Here is a 22,609-nt window from a genome sequence, read left to right as displayed (position 1 = left end):
CTCAGCAGATTCGATAGGGCTCCAGCGCCTCTTCGCGCAGGAGGAGACCGTGGCCCGGACGGGTTCGGTCAGGATGCAGGGCGCCGTCGACGGGGGTCAGAACCCCGTCGAAGGCGAGTCTTTCGATGCGGACGTGATCGGCGAAGTACTCAAGGTGGCGACGATGCCACACTCCCGTCAGGGCATGGGCGCTGAGTTGCGGAGCACAATGGCTGGAGAGGTCGATGTTCTCGGCATCGCACAGAGCACCGACCCGAAGCAGGACGGTGGGCCCTCCGCAGCGGGTGATATCGGCTTGGAGGCAGTCCACCGCTTCTGCCCGCAGAAGATCCCGGAAATGGGTGAGATCCCAGCCGTACTCCCCCGCCGCGATCTCCATGCCCGCCGGTGCTCGATCGCGCAGCAGCCGCAGGCCGTCGAGGTCATCGGAGCTCACGGGCTCCTCGAACCAGCTCACCCCGTTGTCGGCGAAGTCCTCGGCCAACGCCAGCGCCTGCTTGCGGGCGAACGCCCCGTTGCCGTCGACGAAGAGCCCGAGGCCGTCGCCGATGACCCGGCGGGCGAACGCGACTCGCCGCTGATCGTCCTCAGGATCGCTGCCCACCTTGATCTTCACGGCGGGCAGACCCGATTCCGCCCACGCGCTGAGCTGTGCACCGAGTTCTCGGTCGTCGAAGTTCGTGAAGCCGCCGCTGCCGTAGGCGGGAACACTGTCGTGGAAGCCCTGGAGCAGAGTCGACAGGGAGACGTCGAGCAGTCGGGCCTTGAGGTCCCAGAGGGCGACGTCGACGGCTGAGACGGCCGCTGCCGCCGGCCCGCGCAGCCCCTGGTTGCGCAGGGCGTGAGCCATCGCGGACCAGGCGGCACCGGGGGCCAGCGCATTCATCCCGGTCACGACCTGGCTGAGAGTGTCGTCGATGATGTGAGCGGCGGCCGGCGGCGCGTAGGTGTAGCCCACGCCCGTTTCGTCTCCGCCGCGGACGCTCACGACCACCAGTGTCGTCGCCGACCAGCTCAGAGTCCCATCGGACTCCGGCGTCTCGAGCGGGATGCGGTAGGCGGCGGTGTCGATTCCGATGATCGGCGGGACTTCGTTCGCCGGCCCGGCGGAGCCGTCATCAGTCATCCGAAGTCAGACCCATGCGCGCGAACAGCCGTGCGGCGGTGGCGCGAGAGCTCTGTTTGACCACCTGCCCGAGCTCAGGGTCCCCGCCCAGCAGCGATTCCGCGAGGCCTTTGGCCTGTGCGAAGGCGATGTGGGCCGGCAGCGGCGGCGTGTTGCGGTCGCACCGGACGTCGAGGACGACCGGCCGGTCGGCGGCGAATGCTTGGTCGAAGGCCGCGTCGATGTCCTCCGGGTCGTCGACGGCGATGCCTCGGAGTCCGAGCAGCTCCGCGTAGCCCGCGTAGTCCATCGACTCGACCAGCTGCGCCGTGTCCCACCTCGGGTCACCGACCTCCCGCATCTCCCAGGACACCTGGTTGAGGTCGCCGTTGTTGATGACGAGGACGACGAAGGTGGAGTTCGACCATTCCCGCCAGTGGCGTTTGACGGTGAGCAGCCCGTTCATGCCCATCATCTGAAAGGCTCCGTCGCCGATGGTGCACACCACCGGGCGGTCGGGATGCGCGAACTTGCCGGCCAGCGCATAGGGCATCGCGGCGAGCATCGAGGCCATCCGACCCGAGAGGTTGCCCATCTGGTTCGGTCCCAGTTCGATGTGGAAGCCGTACCAGTCGGCGGTGCTCCCGGCGTCGCAGGTGATGATCGCGTTCTCGGGCAGACGTTCGTTGAGGGAGACGAAGACGCGGCGCGGGTTGATCGGATCGGCTTCGGTCTGCGCGACTCGCGTGTTCTCCTTCGTCCAGTCCCGGTTCTCCCCGGCGATCTTCTCCTGCCACTCGGTCTCATGCTGGGTCAGGTGCGGCTGGAGGGCCGCCAGAGTGGTCTTCGCATCTCCCCACAGGTTGACTTCGGTGGGATAGCGGATGCCCAGATGGCGTGGTGAGAGGTCGATCTGCACGGCCCGGGCCTGTCCGGTCGGCGGCATGAACTCGCCATAGGGGTAGTTCGTGCCGACCATGAGCAGGGTGTCGCATTTCTGCATCATGTCGTAGCTCGGCCGCGATCCCAGCAGTCCCAGCTGCTGGGTGTGGTACTCGACGTCCCCCGGCACCACCTGTTTGCCCAGGAGGGTGGTGATGACACCGGCGCCGAGGCGCTCGGCGACGCTGATGACCTCATCGGTCGCACCGATCGCGCCCTGCCCGACGAGCATGGCGACCTTCTGCCCGCTGTTGAGGACTTCGGCAGCGCGGGCGAGCGCGTCGTCATCGGGTCGCAGGCGGTCCTCGGCGTAGCCGATGCCCGTGCGGGAGACGAAATGTTCGACCGCGGGGTCTTCCATGTCCATGGTCTGCACGTCGGCGGGGAGGACGACGACGGCCGGGCCGCGGTAGGCCTTGGCCATGCGCACGGCTTTGTCGACGACGAGCTGGGCGTGCATCGGGGTGGTCACGGTCTGCACGAACACGGCCGCGTCGGCGAAGAGTCGTTCGAGGTTGATCTCCTGTTGGAATTCGGAGTTCAGCGACACCCGCGCCTGTTGGCCGACGATGGCGACGACGGGCGCGTTGTCGCCTTTGGCGTCGTAGAGGCCGTTCATGAGGTGGATGGCTCCGGGGCCCGAAGTCGAGACGCACACGCCCACGTTCCCGGTGAACTTCGCGTGGGCGGTGGCCATGAACGAGGCTTCCTCCTCATGGGTGGGGCGCACATAGGTGAAGTCCTTGCCTTCGTCCTGCGCTCGTCCCATGGCTCCGTCGAAGCCGCCGATGCCGTCGCCGGGGTATCCGTACCAGTGGTGCAGATCCCAGGCGATGAGTCGATCGATGATGAAGTCGCTCACGGACGTCGCCATGTGGGTTCTCCTCAGAAAGTCTCACGTGTCGGATGTGCCGCAGCCCACCTGATGTCAGGTGGCCCGGCCTGGCCCTCCAGGCTTGTCCTCGCCACTGCACCTGTCAAGACCTTGTCGCGCCGATTTCCAGGCCTCACCAACCATCGCCGCGGCGTCAGGACGCGTGGGAGTCAGCGGCGACGAAGGCACGTCGCGACATCATCTTCTCGACCGGTGCAGCCTCACCATGAGGCGCGCACGGTCTCCGTGGGTCCGTCGACTTCGGTGAACCCGGCGTCGATGACGGGGACCTGCTGCTCGTTCGCCGCCCATGCGTCCTTCGCCGCAGTCTGCACGCGCAGACTGAATCCGGACTCTCGCCAGCGGTTCCGCACCTCGTCGGGCATCTGTTCGAACGCCAGCTGCGCGGCGTGTCCGCATTGGGCGGCGGCCTTCCCCGTCGTCAGCGTCAGCTCGGGTGAGAGTTCGATCGTCACGACCGCCTGGGCGGCGGGGACCGACGATTCGCCCTCATCGGGGAACTCGGTGCCGCCCACCTGCAGCTTCTTCAGCTCGTGCGGCAGGGGTTCGACGGGTCCGGGTTCGAACACGAACGCCTCGGCGGGGGCGAAATCATCCGTGCCGCCGTGGGTCACACCCACACAGCCGAGGGCACGGGCATCGTCGAGCTTCTTCCCGTCACCGCGGCGCACGACCTTGCGGATGGCACCGTCACGCCAGTACTCGACGGCGTCGTGCCACTCACCGCCCTCCTGGGCACGCGGGTCGTCGAGGAAGGTCACGACGGCTCGGGCGGTGGCTTCGAGAACGTCGATGTGGCGGGCGATGGCGGTCTTCGACCGGCGCACGACGATCGGCAGTGACCATGGGACTTCGTGGTCGGTTTCGTGTCGGCGCATGTGCTCGGTCAAATGCTCGCTCCTGTTCGAACCTGTCAAGGACGCAATTGCACGCCCGTTGTCACAACGTCGCAACCGGTGAGTTATTCCTCGACGCTCCAGACGGCGGACGACCTGGCTTCCTGAATGATGATTCAGTTAGGGTGAGGCCGAACTGTCACACCGTCCAAGGGAACCAGAGCCGTGTCGAAAACGAGCATCCGCGAAGTCAGCGCCGCTGACCTGTCCAGAGGCAGACGCATCACTCTGCTCATCCTCGTCAGCATGGGCAGTTCTGTTCTGTTCGCCCCGCCCTACCTCAAGAACGTCTTCTACGATCCGCTGCTCGACGCCCTCGACATCAACAACGCGCAGATCGGCTGGCTCGTCAGCGCCTACGCAATCACCGCGACGATCTGTTATCTGCCTTCGGGATTCATCGCCGACCGCGTCCGTGTGAGAACCCTGGCCACGACCGGCTACTTCATCACCGCACTGCTCACCTTCGTCTACGCTGCCTTGCCCAGCTTCGGCACGCTGCTCGCCGTATTCGTGGGCATGGGGCTGTCGACGATCCTCATCTGGTGGGGTGTGCGCTTCAAGCTCGTCCGGCTGATCTCAGACGCCGACGGCTATGCCCGCAACATCGGGCTGAGCTACGGTATCTACGGTACCGTCGGGCTCGTCCTCGGCTTCGTCGAGGTCGGCATCCTCTCCGCCTTCGCCGACCGAGCCGACCTCGGCGTGCGCACCATCCTCATGATGCTCGGCGGGCTCATCTTCCTGCTCGCCATCGCCTCTCACCTGCTCACTCCGCGCTTCGCCGGCGAGATCGAGCATCCCGGTGAGGGCTTCAAACTCGCCGACCTCACCCGCGTCTTCGGCTCTCCCGTCGTCTGGCTGGCCGCGGGAACGATGTTCTTCGTCTACTTCGTCTACACGGGCGTGGCCTATACGACACCCTACCTATCGGCCGTCTTCGCCGCTCCGGCCGCAGTGGTCTCCACCGTCAGCGTGATCCGCACCTATGGCATCACTCTGCTGGCCGGCCCAGTCTTCGGCGCCCTGGCCACGAAGGTCCGCTCCCCGTCGCGGGTGATCATCATCGCCTCCATCGTCATCGCCGTCGCTCTGGCCGCCCTAATCTCCATCCCCTCCGGCCCGGTGCTGGTCATCGTCGCCGCAGTCATCGTCGTAGCCCTCGGATTCCTCGCCAACGGCTGCTACGGCATCGCCTCCTCCCAGCTGAGCGAGGGCCGGGTCGGTCTCGACATGTTCGGTGCGGCATCGGGACTGCTCTCGGTCATCGGCTTCCTGCCCGATACGTTCTCCAGCGTCTGGTTCGGCGCCATCATCGATGATCGCGGGACCGGGGCCTACCCGATCATCTTCACCGTTCTCATCGTCTGCTCCCTGCTTGCCGCCGTGCTCAGTTACGGCCTGATCATGTGGGTCAGGCGCACCGGCGGGCAGGCCGCCGTCGAAGAAGCCGATGCCCCCGCCGAATCATGAACGCCGCGTCGGCCGTAGCCTGCCCTATGGGGACTTTCCACCAGACCGACCATCGGAGGAGAACATGACCATCGACGAAGCCGCTGCTCCGGCAGCCGAGAGCACCGAGATCCCCCGGTTCATCGTCACCGCGATGACTAGTCAGATGCGGGCCGTGCTCGATAAGCAGGCTGCCAGAGCCGAGGAATGCGCCCAGGCAGGACAGCGCGCAATCGGTGTCGATATGGATGCCGAGACCGCGGGGTTGGCGGCGATGCGCGCCGAATACCGGGCCGAGCGCTCCTTCTGGAACGAAGGCGGACCGACGATGACCGACACCGTCGACGCGGTCATCGACACGGCCGGTGCTCAGGTGCCCATCCGCATTCATCACCCCACCGCCGAGGCGGTCCTACCGGGTATCGTCTTCCTCCACGGAGGTGGGTTCACCGTCGGCGACCTCGACACCCATGATCGGATCATGCGGGTCATCGCCGCCGAGAGCGGAGCCGCAGTCATCGGCGTCGACTATTCACTCTCGCCTGAATCGAAGTTCCCCCAGGCCCTGCACGAGGTTGCCGGCGTAATCGATCACATCGTGCACCACGGCAGGGAGCTCGGTATCGACGGAACGCGCTTGGCCGTCGCCGGCGACTCCGCCGGGGCGATGCTGACGCTGGGTTCAGCTCTGCTGCTGCGCGACGAGCCGGAGAGCATCGGCCTCGATTCACGGACCTTCTCCGCCCTCGATGCTCTGCTGCTCTTCTACGGCGGACACGGCCTCGTCGATTCCGCGAGCAGGCGCCTCTACGGCGGCGGCTGGGACGGAATGAGCCGTGAGGCTCTCGACTCGATCACCACGGAGCACTTCAGCTCACCGGCCGATGCCTCCTCGCCCTATGTCGATCATCTCGAGGCCGATCTGGCAGGGCTTCCCCCGGTCTTCATCGCCGCGGCCGGACTCGATCCCCTGCGCGATGACAGCGAGGCCCTGAACGTGCGGCTCGAGGAGGCCGGCACACCGGTCGACTACCACCTGTACCCCGGGGTGCTCCACTCCTTCCTCCACTTCGGTCGGATGCTCGACGATGCCGGAGACGTCCTCACCCGCAGCGCCGCTTTCGCCGCCGCACGTCTCTGAAGCGGCCGCCGGACACAACACGACTCAGAGGCCACCGACACAGAACAGAGCCCGGTACCTGATTCTTAGGTACAGGGCTCTGTTATGCATGTGGTTGTCAGTAGTGCGCCGGCGGATCGCTGCGAGGAAAGGACTCGTCTTCCCACTCATCGACCAGCTCGTCCTGCTATTCCTGACCGACAGAATCGGTTCCGGGCTTCTCGGCGAGGTCTTCCCTTGTGGCCTCGGGCACTCGGACCGGTGACTGCTTGTTCTTCTCCTCATCATCAGAAATCGAGACCATCCTTTCGTACGGCACTATGCTTTCACTCATTGCTTCGACACGGCAGAAGGAGCGCTTCCCCGCGTGCCGCGATTCTGATCGTTGATCAAACCTTCTCACCGTGGATCTGACGGGCAGGAAGTATGAGCGAGAAAACGAAGGCCAGAGCGGTGAACACTGTCGCGATGGTGAGTGCGTTGCGATAGCCATCAGTTCCAGCATCTCCCGAGATAACGGCCGACATGATGCCGATACCCACGGCAGCGCCGAAGTTGAACGCAGCGGAGTTCATTCCCGGCAGGATACCGGGGTGGGAAGCGGGTGCGTAGATGATGCCCAGCCCGTTAAGTGCGCATGAGGCCGCAGCCGAGTACGTCGCACCCATGAAGAACACGACGCAGGCCAGCATGACCGCATTGGTCACACCCACAACCATCAGTCCCGTGAGCACGAGGCTGCCGAGCAGGCCGATGCGCAGCACGAGCCGGTATCCGATGCGCGGCGCCAGAGTGCCGAAAACGGGAGCTGTGGCCCACCCCAACAGCGAGTAAGGCATTAAGAAGAGGAGCGCTGACCAGGTTGAGCTCAGTCCGAAGCCACCCTCGGGGTCCTGGGTCAGAGCTGGAATGATGAAGACGAGGACAGAGAAGCTCGATGCCAGAGTGAAGAACGTTGTCAGCAACAACCCCCAGACCCCGCGATCTGACAGCGCCTCGATCGGCAGCAGAGGATTTGCAATCCTCCCTTCGCCGAGGCGGAACGCGACGAGGGCACCCCCGGCGACGACGAAACTCCCCCACGTCCTCCAATCCGTCCATCCGCCGGGCAGGAACGCCGTGGTCAGGCCGAAGTTGATGGCGACAAGAGCCAGGGTGAGGGTGCCGATCCCCCACCAGTCCACGCGGGCTGCGGCGAGCTCACGGATCTCAGGAGTCCAAAGAGCGATCATGATGACGGCGACGATTTCAAGGAGAAGTGTAAGACCAAAGATGCCTCGGAACCCGACCGCGTCGGCGATGATGCCGCCCAGCAGGGTATCGATTCCTCCGACGCCGGCATTGATGGCAGTGATGATCCCGACATAGCGTCCGAAGCGCTTGGGGTCGACGACCCGTCGCAACACGAGGAACGACAGAGCGAACGTCGCCCCACAGGCTCCTTGCATCGCCCGACCGACCATGAGCATGGGCACATTCACGGCAAGCGCCGCCATGAGGCTACCTAAGGTGAGGATGCTTGTGGACAGGAGTAGAGCCCGTTTCCTGCCGATGATATCGCTCAGAGGTGGCCAGAACAGACCGGCGATGGCGGTGACGAAGGAAAACACTGTCGACGACATCCCGATGGTGGCGATATCGGTGTTGAGTTCGACGGCCATTGTTCCGATAGCCGGGGCCAGCATCGTGGCATTGAGCTGAAAACTGGCGACGGCGACGACAAGCGCGGTCAGCACCAGGACGGGTTTGACCTCTCTGCGGTCCTCGACCGCCCCCACCTTCACCGCAGGCCCTCGATCTCGCGGCTGGGAACGGTAATGGTTGCAAGCAGGACGCAGATGAGGTCGAAGAAGGCCTGCCCGTCGACTGCTTCGATGACGCGAGCGTTGGCTGGGAGGTCATGGACTCCCCAAGACATCGCCGAGTAGCCGCGAGTCAGCTCGGAACCGGTTTCGATCTGGACATTGTAATCGGCCGCGGCCGTGATGAGCTCCGGATGCAGCAGCACGGCTGCCGACAGCGAGTCCGGGTGAGTGGTACCCGGAATCCCGACCGCCTCATCAAATTCGAGAGTGGCTGCGCAGACTTTCGTGAAGAAGCGTGCCAGCGGGGTTCCGATCGCGGCGATCTGCTTGAGCTTGTCAGCCTTGAAGACCGCGCCGTCGAGAGTCAGCGGCGCCCAAGGCACGACGATGATGTTCAGCCCGGAGGAGAATACGGTGTCGGCTGCCTCGGGGTCGACGTAGAAGTTGAACTCGGCCGCTGCGGTGATATTGCCGCGACCGTTGTTCGATCCGCCCATGATTGTCATTGACCGCACATTGGCGGCGAACGTCGGGTCCTTGACCACGGCCATAGCAATGTTCGTCAGCGGCCCGATGGCCACGATGTCGATCTGGCCAGGGTTCTCGCTGACGATCCGCACCAAGGCGTCCACGCCGTGCTCAGCCTCGGTCGCACACCCGGTGAGATCCATCCTCATTCCGCCCGCACCGTCACCGTGGACGTTCTCGGCCGACACCCATTCGCGTGTCAGGGGCCGTTCACATCCCAGATGGACGGGCACCTCGCCGAGCCGGCCGGCGACGCTGAGCGTCGTGTGGGCATTGTGCACTTGGCGGCTGAACCCCACATTTCCTGCCACCATGGTGATCGCCTCGAGCGAGGATTCCCGATCGAGCAGCCCCACCAACAGGGCGACGCAGTCGTCCTGGGCGGTGTCCGTGTCGATGATGATGCGTCGTGTCATAGCAGTCCCTTCTCGGCGTCGTCGACGAGATGTCGGCGTCAGTTGTTCTCAGTAGCTGGCGGTCTCAGAGGAGGCGGTGTCGGTGATGATTTCGATGCCGGCGCTCGTTCCCGCACAGGCCGCTCCGGCCTGGAGAAGCTCGATGACCTGGGCCCGGCTCTTGATGCCGCCCGACGCCTTGACGAGCACGCCTACGGGGCTGCGCTCGGCGAGGTAGCGGATGTTGCCAGGCGAAGCCGTCTCGATCGCTCCCGAGCTGGCGTTCTTCAGGTAGGAGACTCCTGCTTCGAGGCTGAGCTCGACAGCGGCTGTCTTCTCATCCTCGGTCAGCAACGGCAGTTCGAGCATGACCTTGATCGGCACGCCCGCAGCTTTGACCACTCCGGCGATGTCATCGCGAAAGGCATCGAAGTCGCCGCTCTTGAGCCAGCCGATCTGGACTCCGATGTCGATTTGGTCAGCACCGAGGCGAACCAGTTCGGCCGCTTCGGCGGCCTTGCCTGCGCTCGACGTCACACCCACGGTCGGGAAGTCGAGAGCTGTAGCGACAGGCACCTCTGTGCCCTTGAGCGTGTCCGCCACCGTCTTCACCCAGGGCCCCGGGACCATCGCCGCACCGAAGCCGTATTCGACGGTCTCCTGCGCGTGGGCGATGATCTCGTCCCTGGTGATGCCGACGGAGATCTTGGTGTGCTGGATGTAAGGGGCGAGCTCGCGTGAGCTCAGCGATGCGAAGTCTGTCTTTGACATAGTGGTTCTACTTTCTTGTGTCGTGTTGGAAAAAGGGTCAGCTGTGAGAGCTCGAGCGGCTCATGGTCGGCCACAGCAGGTCTGACAGCTCGCTGCGGTGAGGCAGCGAGGGAACCACTTCGTGTCGACCGACGACGAAGGCTCCGACCTCGGCGGCCCGTTCAGCTGCCGTCTCCAGATCGCTGCCCTCCACGAGGGCAACCGTCAGTGCTCCGGTGAACGAGTCGCCAGCACCGGTGGTGTCAACGAGCTCGACGGGCGGATGTGGTGCCACGACGCGTGCTCCTTGAGAATCCGCGACGATGCTTCCGTCCGCGCCATTGGTGAGAACGACGTCGACGCCGGTCCTCACGTGGAGAGCGAGCGCCAGCTCGGAGACCGCAGACGACGTCGGGTCGCCGCCCGGTTCGGATCCGTCTTTGCCGAGGATCGCCCTCGCTTCAGAGAGGTTAGGCGTCATGGCATCTATGAAGTCGAAGATCTCGTGTGGAACCGGACGAGCGGGTGCAGGATTGAACACGGTGAGGACTCCTGCCGCATGTCCGATCCGAACCGCCTCAGAAGCCGCATCGATCGGAATTTCCAGACAGACGATGAGAGCGTCTGCTGACTCGATGAGCTCGCTTCTCGACCTGACGTCGGCGGCAGTGAGGTGGTCGAGGGCACCTGGGGCGATGACGATTCTGTTCTCAGCTTCATCGTCGACGATGATCATTCCGGTCATCGTGTTGGCTTCTTCGATCTCGAGCACCTGCGAGGAGTCGATTCCTTCTCGCCTCCACAGATCGAACGCGGCTGCGGCCGCTGCGTCCTGACCTACAGCCGTGAGCAGGGAGACCTCGGCCCCCAGTCGACGTGTCGCCACAGCCTGGTTGGAGCCTTTGCCTCCATGCCCGACGCTGAGAATACCGTCCGTCACCGTCTCCCCGGGGCCCGGAAATCGCTTCGTTCGCATCGTCTCCCCGACGCCGTAGCTACCGACAACTGCGACTCGCATCCTCACCTCTTTGTTCATATATGTCTATATACAATAGTGAACATACGTGGTGCAGGCTACGATGTCAATGCTCGCATCTTGCATTGTCAATAGGATGGACAGTGGAATGAAAACGGAGGAGGGAATGGCAGTGGCGACTTCAGACACGGACCTCACCGTAGACCGCTCGGCGCCGATGCCACTGCATATCCAGATCGCTGAAGTACTTCGGGCGCGGATGAGCAACGGAACTTGGCCTGTGCACTACCGACTGAAGCCAGAGCCGGCCCTCGCCGTCGAATTCGGAGTCTCACGGGGGACGCTGCGGAAAGCGCTCAGCTCCCTCATCACCGAGGGGCGACTGGTGCAGGTGAGAGGCAGAGGAACGTTTGTTACAGCTGCTGAGGCCGAACCAGCACTCGCTCAGGACCTCACAACTCTTTCCGAAGACTTCGCCTCACGCGGGATCGCTTCCGAAGTCAATGTTCTGCATTGCGCCCTGGAAGACGCTCCAGCCAACGTTGCCGGCCTACTCGACATTTCACCGAAGGAGACTGTCGTCGTCCTCCGACGAGTCCGTTCCACCGAAGACGGTCCAGTCGCCTATCTCGTCAACTACGTCCGGGCTGACCTCGCCCCCGGAATCGAATCGACGGATTTCAGCTCCGCGAGTCTCTTCGGGACCCTCGAAAACGACTTCGGCAGAGAAGTGACTACGGCACGTCGGACGTTCACCGCTCAAGCAGCAGATGACGAGGTTGCCGCAGCGTTGAATCTCTCTGCTCATGCGCCAGTGCAATACCTTCAGCAGGTGAGCTACCTCAATGACGGGCGAGCAATTGAATATTCGGATGTGTGGATCAACTCTGCTCGCATGCGCGTGACGTCGCTGCTGTCTCGTCGAGGCAGGTGATGACCTGGCTGTCAGAAACCACACCGACAGTGCCCGCCGCAGTCCTCGACTGCTCTGGCTCCGTATCCTGGCTCCCCTGTCGTGCGCAGCTCTCGCCCGTCAGCCTGAGGGCACGTCTTCTGAGATTCGGGCCCGCGCTGACGCTCGCGTTCGATCTCGGCGTCGAACTCGGCGCCGAGGAGCAGCGAGAGGTTGACCATCCATACCCAGGCGAGGCCGACGATCACTCCCCCGATCGAGCCATAGGTGACGTTGTAGCTGCTGAAGTTGTTGATATAGAGAACGAAGCAGGCCGACACGGCAAGCAGCACGAGCAGAGCGACGAACGCACCGAGGCTGACCCACCGGAACTTCGGCTGCCTGACGTTCGGGGTCACATAGTAGAGCAGAGCGATGAGCAGCATGACGAAGAAGACGAAGACCGGCCATCTGACCACGTTCCAGATCAGCAGGGCAGTCGCGCCCATTTCGATGAGCTCGCCGAACGTTTCGGCGATGGGCCCGGACAGCACGAGCAGCAGCCCCAGAGCGGCCAGGACGAGAAGCGTGACCACGGTCATCAGGAGCATGAACGGCTTGAATTTCCAATAGGGGCGGGTCTCCTCGACCCGGTAGACGGCGTTCAGGGCACGACCGAACGCTCCGACGTATTTCGACGACGACCAGATCGCCAGCAGCAGGCTGCCGATGAGGGTGGCTCCGGCCGCGGACGACTCGGTGAGTTCGACGATGAACGGGCGGATCGCCGCGGCCGCCTCGGCCGAGACCCCGTGGACCAGGGAGAGCACCGCCTTCGTGGTCGATTCGGCCTCCCCGACCACGCCGAGCAGCGAGACCATGGCGAGGATGGCCGGTGCCGCAGAGAGCAGAGCGTAGAAGCCCAGGCCGGCCGCTCTGTCGAGACACTCATCTTCGAGCAGACGTCGAAGAGCGCCCTTGACGATCCGCACTCGATTCAGCCGTGGCGAGGCCCGTCTCATTGCATTCCCACTCTGTAGTCCTTGGCCGCGTGGATCATCGAGTTGAGAGTCGCGATCACCGGCACGGAGAAGAAAGCCCCGGCGACGCCCGCGACCGCTGCTCCCGCTGTCACCCCGAGGATCACCGCCAGGGGATGGATCTTCACTGTGGGTCCTGTCAGCCACGGCTGCAGGACGTGGCTTTCGAGCTGCTGAACGACGATGACGATCCCGAGCATGATCAGGCCGTGCACCCAGCCGTTGAAGAGCAGCGCCAAGCCCACCGCGACCGCGCCGCCCACGATCGCCCCGACGAACGGCACGAAGGCCCCGAGGAAGACCACTATCGCGATCGGCACCGCCAATGGGACCCCGAGGATCAGTGCGCCCACTCCGATCCCGACTGCATCACTCGCCGCGACGACGAGCTGGATCCGAATGAAGTCCGTCAGCGTCTTCCACCCGGCCTCGCCGGCCGCGGAGATCCGCGCATGCGCCTTCTTCGGCCAGATGTTGACGACCCAGGTCCAGATGCCCCGTCCGTCGATGAGCGCGAAAAGGGTGACGAACAGGATGATGAGGACGCCTTCGACGATATGAGCCGCCGTCGTGCCCACTTCGGCGGCCCCGGAGCCGAGACCTTCTGCGTTGTCCTGCAGCCACTTCCCCGAGGAGTCGACGAGACCATTGAGTTTGGCTTCGGTGATTCCGAACGGCTGCATGGCCAAGAACTGCTTCGCCGCGTCCAGGGTCGTCGCCACCTGCTTTTGGATCTCAGGTATCTCACTTCTGATTTGGAAGGTGATGAGAAGAACGAGTCCGGCCAGCAGGCCGAGGACGACCACCCAGACGGTGACCACCGCCAGCCATTTGGGCCACCGATGCCGTTGCAGGAACATCGACATGGGGACCAGGAGAGCAGAGAGGACGAGTCCGGCCAGAAACGGGATGACTATCTGGGCGACCTGCAGAGCGACGAAGATCGCAACTGTGATCCCCGCGATGATCACCAGCAGATATCCGGTGAAGCGGGCACCGAGTTTGAGTCCCTCGGGAATCGGGTCATCGCGATTCGGAGTCGGGTTCAATGGGCCTTCTGTCATGGCCCAACACTAATGCCGCGAGGCGCACAGTGGGTGGACCGTTCTGTTCTGGCCCGATTGCGGTCAGCCGGCTCCGAGGGAAATCCGAAGAAGCACTAAAGCTGGATCAGTACGGTGAACTGATGACCAGAATGCGACGTTGGCCCTACACGTTTGCCATGGCGCTCTCCCTGCTCGTCGGAGCGGCCGCCGTGGTCTCGTCCCTCTATCTCGATCTCCCGCTGCGGGACCCCGACGGTTTCCTCGGACCCTCATACATCCGTCTGCCTCTGCTGGCTTTGGGGTTCATCGGCGTCGGGCTGATCGTGGAGGCGGTGAGACGCAGCGGGTGGCGGAACCTGCCCGCCTCTGTCATCGACATCGTCAAGAAGGAGTGGAACACGCACCGTCTGTTGTGCATCGGCACCGGGCTGCTCAGCTTCTACGTCTGCTATGTCGCCTACCGCAATCTCAAGAGTGTGCTGCCGGTCTATCGTGAAGGCACTCTCTATGATCGGCAGCTGCTCCGCCTCGACTCCTGGTTCGCCGGGGGCCACAACCCAGCGGTGGTGCTCCACGATCTGCTCGGCACCCACATCATGGCGAATGTGCTCTCGATCGCCTACCTCGCCTATCTTCCGCTCATCCCGATCAGTCTCGGTGCGTTCCTCGTCCTCAGCCGCAACCACGCCGTCGGCGCCTGGTATGCGACGACTCTGTCTCTCAACTGGGTTCTCGGCACCGTCAGCTACTACCTCCTGCCGTCGGTCGGACCGGCGTTCAGCAACCCCGAGGCGTACCAGGCACTGCCCGACACCGGAGTCAGTCAACTCCAGGACTCTCTGATGACGACCCGTCTCGACTATCTCAGCAATCCCCTGGGCAGCGACTCCATTCAGGGTGTGGCCGCGTTCGCATCGCTCCACGTCTCTGTGACCTTCGCCGCTGCTCTGTTCATGACGCGGACGAATCAGAGGCCGGCCGTCCGGACGATCGCCTGGATCTTCTTCGCCATCACCATTCTGGCCACCCTTTACTTCGGGTGGCACTATATCCTCGACGACATCGCGGGCCTCGGCATCGGCTGGGCCTCGGTGGCGCTGGGGGCATGGGCCACGGGGCAGTACCGGGCACGGCAGCGCCCGGCGGGACTCGTCGTCGACCCCGACCTCGGGGCCGCCGACCCCGACCTGGGATCTGCCGACCCCACCGTCTCCGCTCCCGGCCCTCTGACGGGCCCCGCCCCCGTGACCGACCCCGACGCTCGCCCCTCACAAGAGCCGGCCGCCGTTCACCTCGAACGACCGGCTTAGAACCGAGGGGCATCTCCGATGTATACTGGAATCACTTGCGAACCCGTTCTCGGGTTCCCTGCGTCGTCAGGACGCCTCGTCACTGCAGCTGGGTGAGATACCCGCGCATGTTTCCGAAGCCGTTTTCTCTCGGCGATCGAGAGCGCCGACAGCGCTCATTCCATGACCGGAAACGGCTGCCAGCCACCTATTCGCGGCACAGGCACGCCCTCCGGCACGTCGAAGGGCCATCCCATCACCACGTCACAGACACGCACCAACACCCGCAGCACCGACAATCGCGCCAAGAAGGCCGCCCCGGCACCGACGTCGTTCGCCGACCTCGGTGTTCCGGCGAAACTCGTCGACTCCCTTGATCGCGAGGGCAAGACCTCTGCTTTCCCGATCCAGCAGGAGACTCTGCCCGACACCTTGGCCGGCCGTGATGTGCTCGGTCGCGGCAAGACCGGGTCCGGCAAGACCCTGGCTTTCTCCATTCCCCTCGTGGCTCGTCTGGCTGAGTCCGGCAGGGGTTCACAGAAGCGTCGCCATCCGCGCGGACTCGTCCTCGCTCCCACTCGTGAGCTCGCCACCCAGATCACCGAGGTCATCGACCCGCTGGCCAAGGCCGTGGGCTTGAGGACGACGACGATCTTCGGCGGCGTCAAGCAGCGGCGACAGGAGACTGCGCTGGGCGCCGGCGTCGACATCGTCGTGGCCTGCCCCGGCCGCCTCGAGGACCTGCTGCAGCAGGACATCCTCACACTCGAGCACATCGAGGTCACCATCCTCGACGAGGCCGATCACATGGCTGACCTCGGCTTCCTGCCCGGTGTCACCCGCATCCTCAAACAGACCCCGACCGAGGGACAGCGGATGTTCTTCTCCGCCACCTTGGACAACGACGTCGACAAGCTCGTCCGTCGCTTCCTCCATAACGAAGTCCTCCACTCCGTCGACGAGGCGACCTCCCACGTCTCGGCCATGACCCACCACGTGTTCGAGGTCTCGGTCGACGACAAGAACGCGCTGGTTCACAAACTCGCCTCCGGCACGGGCCGCCGCATTCTCTTCACCCGCACGAAGCACCGGGCCAAGCGCTTCGCCCGACAGCTCACCGCTGCCGGCATCCCCGCTGTCGATCTGCACGGCAACCTGTCCCAGGGGGCGCGCGACCGCAACCTCGCCGCGTTCACCGATGGTGATGCGAAGGTGCTCGTGGCCACGGACATCGCCGCTCGCGGCGTCCACGTCGATTCCGTCGAGCTCGTCGTCCACGTCGATCCCCCGACCGAACACAAGGCCTACCTGCACCGTTCCGGTCGCACCGCGCGGGCCGGCAGCGCCGGTGATGTCGTCACCGTGATGACGCCCGATGAGCGCAAGGACACCCAGGTCCTGCTGCGCAGGGCCGCCATCAAGGCGACCCCGAAGAAGGTCACCGCCGACTCACCCGAGGTGACCGAACTCGTCGGTGAGATCGCCGAGTACGTCGCACCGCACCCGAAGGAACCCATCCAGGCGCGGAAGAAGACCGAACCGGCGAAGTCCGGTGGTCGCTCGGCACACCGTCGCCGAGGCGGTCGCGGCGGCCGCGGTGGAAGCGCAGGCCGCCATGGCGACGGAGAGAGCACTCGTACGAATTCACGCACCAGCGACTCCGGTCGCACCAGTCAGAACGGCCGCGGCGGCGAAGGCAGTCGCCGCCGCGAGACCGGTCGAGGAGGCCGCTCGGGCAATCAGAGCTCGGGTGCGCGCACCGGCCAGTCGGCCGGCCGCCGCACCGCAGACTCCCGTGGCACGAGCCCTGAGACCCGTCGCCGCAATCGCGTCCGCACCGGAGGCTCGCAGGTCTTGTAGGATCTCGCCGAACTTGTCAGCGGCAGTGGATTCGCTCTTGTTGCCTGTGGCACCCATCTGCCGCGCGCGTGGCTCCGAATCACCTGTGTTCGGCCCCATTCGGGACTGTTCACAAAAGTGAAGAAGGGAAGACATCATGCGCACAGCGAAGAAGCTCATGCTCACACCAGTCCTTGCCCTGACCGCCTTCGGCCTGGCAGCAGGCCCAGCGGCTGCGGCGACCGCCGGCGACAGCGGCAGCGAAGACAGTTGGACCTATGAGGCAGATCTCGGCGAGATCAATGACAGTGGGGCCTCGGGAGACATCATGATTACCCTCAAGGGCAATCAGGCGACGGTCACCGAACACGTCGAAGGTCTCGCCGAGACGTTCATGGACGGCCCCTACCCGCACGTCCAGCACATCCACGTCAAACCCAGCGGCAGCGCCGAATGTCCCACGCCCTCCGCCGATGAGAATGGCGATGGCATCGTCAACACTCCCGAAGGCGGCCCCGCCTACGGTGAAGTCGCGACCACTCTGACAGACTCAGGTGATACCAGTGCCGATGCCGCTGTCGACGTCGACCACGCCGGTATCAAGGGAGGTTCGGCGACGTATGAGCGCACCATCGACCTCGACGACAAGACCAAGGACGCCATCAACGACGGGCGAGCCACCGTCGTCGTCCACGGCCTCAATCCCGAAGACCAGTCCAAGGCCGTTCAGGATGCGAAGAGTCCCCTCGACGACAGCCTGCCCCAGGCTGCGACAGCTCCCGCACTGTGCGGAACGCTCGCCGACAGTCAGATGGGACAGCCGCCCAAAGGCGGACCAGATACGGGTGGCGGAAGCACGGCCGGCAATGACACCGTGATGCTGGCCACCGGCGGCGGACTCGTAGCTGCGGCCGGAGCGGCCTTCGCGATCTCGCGGAGGAAGAACTCGAAGACCAGCACCCACTGATCGCAACAGAGAAGACACATCAGTGATGACTGGCAAGCAGGCACGGACTCGCCGCGGTATCAACATCTGGGCCGTGGCGGGTCTTGTCCTGCTCGTGATCGCCGTCCTGCTCATCACCGTCGGCGTCTTTCACAACCCGTCACCGCCTCAACCGGCGGCGGAGTCCAGCAATCCAACGGCTGCGTCAGGAAGGAGTGGCGACTCCGCGGGTGAGCAGTCACAGGCTCCGCCTCCCGACGAGCGCACCTCCACCAAAGAAGCAACGTCTCCCAGCCAAAGGATGGACGCCTCCACTCCGAGACGGCTGACGATTCCAGCCATCGATGTCAATACCAGCGTCATGAAGCTCGGATTGACCGATAACGACGAACTTGAGGTGCCGTCCTTGGGCAAAGACGCACCAGCGGGTTGGTATCAGCGTTCACCCACCCCCGGCGAAGTCGGACCCTCGCTGATCGTCGGCCACGTCGATTCCGCTCACGACGGTCCCGCGGTGTTCTACGAACTCGGGAGTCTTCAACCCGGAGACACCATCACCGCCACCCGCGACGACGGTTCCACAGCGACATTCAGCGTTGATGACGTCACCGACTACGGCAAAGACAACTTCCCCGACTTCACCGTCTACGGCAATACCGAAAGACCCGAAATCCGGCTCATCACCTGTGGCGGCGACTTCAACAAACAAACCGGCCACTATGAAGACAACATCGTCGTCACCGGACACCTCACCCGGACCGACTGAAAGCCCACACGAAGTGCCGGTCACGGCCAGTAGGTGAGACAGCTTTCGAAAAAGGAGCGGTCAGTGAACTGGATCAAGACGCGAAGCAGTTCCCCAGACGAAGCGATCGTACAATCCATTGTCGATACTTATCATCTCCGTTTTCGCCACATTCTCAGCAACCGCTGGATGAACCTCGATAACGGGCACGAACTCTGGATGCTCCATGACGATCGAGACGAGGTCCGAATCTTCCGTCACTTCCCCGCCACACACACCGTGATAGATGTCACCACATCCATCGTTGGCGGACACGCCAGCAGGCCCGGGGCAGGACACCCGATGCCACACGCTGTCAGTCGCTGGGAAGCATGCATCGACAAGCTCTTAAACGCAACCAGAGTTGATGACGAGAACGCATAATCCAACACCTGATCGATATGCAATTGCCTGCTCGCCGGTGCACACGACGAACCCTGACGCTCTCCTGCTGATGACCGCGACTCGGTCACACCTCACGACAGCACATACTCATGCCTACAAGAATTGTTCCCATCGTTCGAGGCGAGCTATGCGACCGAACTAAGCGGTCGCTGTCAGTGAAGCTGCTGGGTGAGTACTTGCTTTTCAGCGAGGTGTGTCTCCCACGTGACCCGCAATTGACCCGAGCGTCGCTCAGAGGGTGGAGCCAGAGTGAACTGGATGCTTTGGCCTGGTTGCAACTCAGGAACATTGATATCGGCTCTCACGTCCCCCGCTATCTTGACGTGACAGACAAGAGCATCATCGTCATTGCGGAGAGTACATTCGCCTGCGGTGTTCTGAATCAGTTCCATGATTCGCCCCTGCCCTCCTCTATGCGATACATCAATTCCGTGTCCAACAACGCCTCGTTGTCACCAGCAGCTGACATCCTCAGGATGTAATAACTCTCCGCATATACTACACTTTGGTGTACTATATGCGGAGAGTTATTCTTCTACGGCCGAGGAGCGGGAATCAGTAGGATTGCGGCATGGAGCCATCGGAGGCCGCGGGCGCTCACGACCCGATCACAGAGAACATGTACACCGGATCGCAGAACAGCTTTCCCGGCGACCTCATCGACTCCTCCGACCTGTCGAACGCCGACCGCGAGCAGATCGCTCAGCTCATGGACGCGCTTGCCCGGCTGCGCGAGGCCGAGCGCACCCTCTCCGAGGCTTCGCGCAGATTCATGAAGCTCAGCGAACAGGACATGCGTGCGCTGCACTATCTCATCGCAGCGAAGCGGCAGAACGCGGTGGTGACCCCGAAGATGCTGTCGGCTCATATGCTCATGTCGGCGGCTTCGGTGACGAAGCTGATCAATCGTCTGGAGCGGGAGGGGCATGTCATCAGGAAGCTGCACCCCAGCGATCGTCGGGCATACGCCATCGACGTCACCGCGGAGACGGCGCGCTCGGCACGAGAGACCGTGGGACGCGCCCAGGCCAGACGAATCCATGCCGCCGCCCACCTCACCAGCCGCGAACGCGATGCCGTCATCCGCTTCCTCGACGGCATGGCCGAGGAGCTGTCGCTGGGCAACGCCGACTGGGCGAAGCAGCTGTGAACGGAGCTTGCCGGTGAGCCACGACCGTGAGCACCTCACCCTCGTCTGGTTCCGCGACGACCTGCGCGTCGACGACCACGAGGCTCTGACCGCGGCCCGCGCCGACGGTCAGGTCATCGGCCTCTGGATCAGAGAGTGCCGCGACGACGACGGCCTGGGCCCCCGGCCGCTGGGCGGGGCCGCCCGCTGGTGGGCACACGAGTCCCTGCTCGCCCTGGAGTCAGAACTCGCGAAGCTCGGGATCCCGCTGCTCTTCGCCGCAGGCTCTGCCGCGGACATCGTCCCCCGAGCCGCCGCGGACCTAAAGGTCAATGCCGTCCGCTGGTCGCGCCGCTATGCACCGGCCTCCCGTGACCTCGACGCGCAGATCAAGACGCAGCTGACCGATGCCGGGTGTCCGGCGCACTCCCATTGCGGTGCGCTTCTCGTCGAACCCTGGACGACCAGCCCGCAGGGCGGAGACTTCTACAAGGTCTTCACCCCGTTCTTCACAGCCGTCCGCGATCGCGCGGTCGGCGAAGTCCTCCCGCCGCCCGCCGAACAGAAGCCTCTGTCCGATGCCCGACGGAAATCCCTGGACGGCCTTCCCTGGGTGCGCAGCCTCGACGGTCTCGGTCTGCTCGACGGGACCGATACGGGCTCCGGCGATTTCGCTTCGGCTCGGACTCCGCAATGGTGGCGCACGACCGTGGCCGAGCACTGGAACCCCGGATGCCGGGAGGCTCTCCGGAGACTGCAGGAACTGAGCGAGGCCATCGACGACTACGCCGAGTCGCACGATATCCCGGCCGACCCCGACAGCACGTCGGGCCTGTCGCCGCGACTGCGCTTCGGCGAACTCTCCCCGCGGCAGCTGCTGGCCACTGCACTGGACGTACCGGAGGTGAACGAAGACGATCGGCACGCATGGATCCGACAGCTCTACTGGCGAGAGTTCTCCTGGCACCTGACCTACCACCTGCCGAACATCGAGACCGAGCCGATGCGGCCGGAATTCGCACGCTTCCCCTACGAGGACGACCCCGAGGCGCTCGAGCATTGGCAAGACGGCACGACCGGGATTCCCCTCGTCGATGCCGGCATGGCTCAGCTGTGGCAGACCGGGTGGATGCACAATCGGGTGCGGATGACCACGGCGAGCTTCCTGACGAAGAATCTGCTCGTCCACTGGTGGCACGGCGAACAGTGGTTCTGGGACACGCTCGTCGACGCCGATGAAGCCAACAACCCGATGTCGTGGCAATGGGTGGCAGGCTGCGGAGCCGATGCGGCACCGTATTTCCGGATCTTCAATCCCGAACGCCAGCGCGAGCGCTTCGACCCTGATGGAGAGTACGTCAACCGGTGGCTGGGACACGGGCCGGGCGGCCTCACTCCGGCAGAGCGAGACCACGAGCCAATCGTCGATCTCAAAACGTCGCGTCAGGCGGCGTTGGCTGCCTATGACCGCATGAAGAGCGAGACGCAATGAGCACGTCGACACCCCGAAGGATTCTTCTGGCCGGATGCGGAGACCTGGGCACACGGCTGGGCCTGCGGCTGGTCGACCAGGGGCACGACGTGATCGGACTGCGCCGCCGTGTCGCCGATCTGCCCGATGTCTTCGAGACCATCAGCATGGACCTCTCCCATCTCGGAGCTCCGGGCCGCAGTGATGCAGAAGTCCCTGCCCGCAGCGATTCGCGTTTGGTCGATCTTGACGCGGTCATCATCACTCTCACCCCGGACGAGCCGACCCGGGCCGGATACGAACACTCGTACCTTCACGGGCTGAGGGGGCTTGCCCGCGTGCTCGAGTCACAGCCGGGCCGAGTCGTCCTCGTCTCCTCCACGCGCGTCCTCGCCGAGGATCCGACGCAGGTGATCACCGAAGACGCTCCGATCGCCCCAGCGCCCGGGCCCGGTGAAGTCATCGCCGCAGTCGAAGCCGAGGCGGCCGAACTCTTCGACCACCTCACGATCCTGCGTCCAGCAGGCATCTACGGACCGGGCCGCACCCGCCTGATCGACACCGTCAGGCACGGGCGGCGACTCAATCATCAGCGGTGGACGAACCGCGTCCACCGAGACGACCTCGTTCGGGGCCTCGAGTGCTTGGCTCTCACCCCGGAACCGCCGGGACTGGTCCACGCTGTCGACTCCCTGCCTGCTCAGCTGGGCGATGTCGCCGCCTTCATCGCCGACCGTCTCGGCGTTCCCGTTCCCGGCCATGTCGAGAACGAGAGGCCGGGCGGCAGACGAATCGACGGGTCTGGCTTCCGCTCGCTCGTGGGCGAACTCAGCTTCCCCACCTATCGGGACGGCTTCGCGTCGATGCTGACCGACAGCCCCTGATCACCAGCCGCTCCGGGGGT

Annotated in this window: 21 protein-coding genes; 10 read left to right on the top strand and 11 right to left on the bottom strand. The window is 64.2% G+C overall.

Annotated features, from left to right (window positions below; all coding sequences use genetic code 11):
- Position 1: 1 nt before the first annotated feature.
- From GUY37_RS04520 to GUY37_RS04510, 3 genes are all read right to left on the bottom strand, one after another.
- A complete protein-coding gene (locus GUY37_RS04520) occupies positions 2–1,126 on the bottom strand; it encodes an enolase C-terminal domain-like protein (protein WP_166822736.1) in 1,125 nt (374 codons plus the stop codon).
- Positions 1,119–2,921 carry a thiamine pyrophosphate-requiring protein gene (locus GUY37_RS04515; RefSeq protein WP_166822733.1) on the bottom strand — a complete coding sequence of 601 codons (1,803 nt, stop codon included), beginning with the start codon at positions 2,919–2,921 and terminating at the stop codon, positions 1,119–1,121. Before GUY37_RS04515 ends, GUY37_RS04520 begins: the two co-directional genes overlap by 8 nt.
- A 221-nt stretch (positions 2,922–3,142) precedes the next feature.
- Complete coding sequence (locus GUY37_RS04510) at positions 3,143–3,832, bottom strand: peptidyl-tRNA hydrolase (protein ID WP_228278359.1); 690 nt, start codon at positions 3,830–3,832, stop codon at positions 3,143–3,145.
- Between the two features lie 171 nt (positions 3,833–4,003).
- On the opposite strand from GUY37_RS04510, the gene GUY37_RS04505 reads away from it, so the two are divergent.
- Both GUY37_RS04505 and GUY37_RS04500 read left to right on the top strand, forming a co-directional pair.
- Entirely contained in the window at positions 4,004–5,311 is a 1,308-nt protein-coding gene (locus GUY37_RS04505) for an MFS transporter (protein WP_208094760.1), read from the top strand.
- Positions 5,312–5,375: 64 nt separating this feature from the next.
- Positions 5,376–6,431, top strand: a complete 1,056-nt coding sequence (locus GUY37_RS04500) for an alpha/beta hydrolase fold domain-containing protein (RefSeq protein WP_228278358.1) — start codon at positions 5,376–5,378, stop codon at positions 6,429–6,431.
- Positions 6,432–6,597: 166 nt separating this feature from the next.
- Here the strand turns inward: GUY37_RS04500 and GUY37_RS04495 are convergent, their stop codons facing one another.
- From GUY37_RS04495 to GUY37_RS04475, 5 genes are read right to left on the bottom strand one after another with little or no spacing between them, the layout of a single operon-like run.
- A complete protein-coding gene (locus GUY37_RS04495) occupies positions 6,598–6,744 on the bottom strand; it encodes a hypothetical protein (protein WP_166822730.1) in 147 nt (48 codons plus the stop codon).
- A gap of 55 nt (positions 6,745–6,799) precedes the next feature.
- Positions 6,800–8,194 carry an MFS transporter gene (locus GUY37_RS04490; protein WP_166822727.1) on the bottom strand — a complete coding sequence of 465 codons (1,395 nt, stop codon included), beginning with the start codon at positions 8,192–8,194 and terminating at the stop codon, positions 6,800–6,802.
- A complete protein-coding gene (locus tag GUY37_RS04485; protein ID WP_166822724.1) occupies positions 8,191–9,159 on the bottom strand; it encodes a nucleoside hydrolase in 969 nt (322 codons plus the stop codon). Before GUY37_RS04485 ends, GUY37_RS04490 begins: the two co-directional genes overlap by 4 nt.
- A gap of 48 nt (positions 9,160–9,207) precedes the next feature.
- Complete coding sequence (deoC, locus tag GUY37_RS04480; RefSeq protein ID WP_166822721.1) at positions 9,208–9,909, bottom strand: deoxyribose-phosphate aldolase; 702 nt, start codon at positions 9,907–9,909, stop codon at positions 9,208–9,210.
- Positions 9,910–9,946: 37 nt separating this feature from the next.
- On the bottom strand, positions 9,947–10,924 hold the full coding sequence (locus GUY37_RS04475) for a ribokinase (RefSeq protein ID WP_228278357.1): 978 nt from the start codon (positions 10,922–10,924) through the stop codon (positions 9,947–9,949).
- Positions 10,925–11,012: 88 nt separating this feature from the next.
- Here GUY37_RS04475 and GUY37_RS04470 point away from each other — a divergent pair, with 88 nt between their 5' ends.
- On the top strand, positions 11,013–11,798 hold the full coding sequence (locus GUY37_RS04470) for a GntR family transcriptional regulator (protein WP_228278356.1): 786 nt from the start codon (positions 11,013–11,015) through the stop codon (positions 11,796–11,798).
- Positions 11,799–11,809: 11 nt separating this feature from the next.
- On the opposite strand, the gene GUY37_RS04465 is transcribed toward GUY37_RS04470, so the two are convergent.
- Positions 11,810–12,778, bottom strand: coding sequence for a YihY/virulence factor BrkB family protein (locus GUY37_RS04465; RefSeq protein ID WP_166822718.1), 969 nt, complete (start codon positions 12,776–12,778; stop codon positions 11,810–11,812).
- A complete protein-coding gene (locus tag GUY37_RS04460; RefSeq protein ID WP_166822715.1) occupies positions 12,775–13,860 on the bottom strand; it encodes an AI-2E family transporter in 1,086 nt (361 codons plus the stop codon). Before GUY37_RS04460 ends, GUY37_RS04465 begins: the two co-directional genes overlap by 4 nt.
- Before the next feature lie 122 nt (positions 13,861–13,982).
- Between GUY37_RS04460 and GUY37_RS04455 the strand changes: the two genes are divergently transcribed.
- The 4 genes from GUY37_RS04455 to GUY37_RS19115 all read left to right on the top strand — a co-directional run bounded on the left by GUY37_RS04455 (position 13,983) and on the right by GUY37_RS19115 (position 18,682).
- Positions 13,983–15,152, top strand: coding sequence for a phosphatase PAP2 family protein (locus GUY37_RS04455; RefSeq protein ID WP_228278355.1), 1,170 nt, complete (start codon positions 13,983–13,985; stop codon positions 15,150–15,152).
- Positions 15,153–15,314: 162 nt separating this feature from the next.
- Positions 15,315–16,991 carry a DEAD/DEAH box helicase gene (locus GUY37_RS04450; RefSeq protein ID WP_166822713.1) on the top strand — a complete coding sequence of 559 codons (1,677 nt, stop codon included), beginning with the start codon at positions 15,315–15,317 and terminating at the stop codon, positions 16,989–16,991.
- A 136-nt stretch (positions 16,992–17,127) separates the two neighbouring features.
- The gene (locus GUY37_RS04445; RefSeq protein ID WP_166822710.1) at positions 17,128–17,937 is read left to right on the top strand and encodes a hypothetical protein; all 810 of its coding nucleotides are present in this window, start codon (positions 17,128–17,130) and stop codon (positions 17,935–17,937) included.
- Between the two features lie 25 nt (positions 17,938–17,962).
- Positions 17,963–18,682, top strand: a complete 720-nt coding sequence (locus GUY37_RS19115; protein WP_166822707.1) for a class F sortase — start codon at positions 17,963–17,965, stop codon at positions 18,680–18,682.
- A gap of 60 nt (positions 18,683–18,742) precedes the next feature.
- On the opposite strand, the gene GUY37_RS04435 is transcribed toward GUY37_RS19115, so the two are convergent.
- Entirely contained in the window at positions 18,743–18,976 is a 234-nt protein-coding gene (locus GUY37_RS04435; protein ID WP_166822704.1) for a hypothetical protein, read from the bottom strand.
- Positions 18,977–19,676: 700 nt separating this feature from the next.
- Here GUY37_RS04435 and GUY37_RS04430 point away from each other — a divergent pair.
- From GUY37_RS04430 to GUY37_RS04420, 3 genes are read left to right on the top strand one after another with little or no spacing between them, the layout of a single operon-like run.
- The gene (locus GUY37_RS04430; RefSeq protein WP_166822701.1) at positions 19,677–20,255 is read left to right on the top strand and encodes a MarR family winged helix-turn-helix transcriptional regulator; all 579 of its coding nucleotides are present in this window, start codon (positions 19,677–19,679) and stop codon (positions 20,253–20,255) included.
- A gap of 13 nt (positions 20,256–20,268) precedes the next feature.
- Entirely contained in the window at positions 20,269–21,726 is a 1,458-nt protein-coding gene (locus GUY37_RS04425; RefSeq protein WP_228278354.1) for a cryptochrome/photolyase family protein, read from the top strand.
- Positions 21,723–22,589: a Rossmann-fold NAD(P)-binding domain-containing protein gene (locus tag GUY37_RS04420; RefSeq protein ID WP_166822695.1), complete on the top strand. Its 867-nt coding sequence runs from the start codon at positions 21,723–21,725 to the stop codon at positions 22,587–22,589. Before GUY37_RS04425 ends, GUY37_RS04420 begins: the two co-directional genes overlap by 4 nt.
- Positions 22,590–22,609: the final 20 nt, after the last annotated feature.

This window comes from Brevibacterium limosum (assembly GCF_011617705.1).
Lineage (GTDB): Bacteria > Actinomycetota > Actinomycetes > Actinomycetales > Brevibacteriaceae > Brevibacterium > Brevibacterium limosum.
This window is presented reverse-complemented; position numbering and strand designations above follow the sequence as displayed.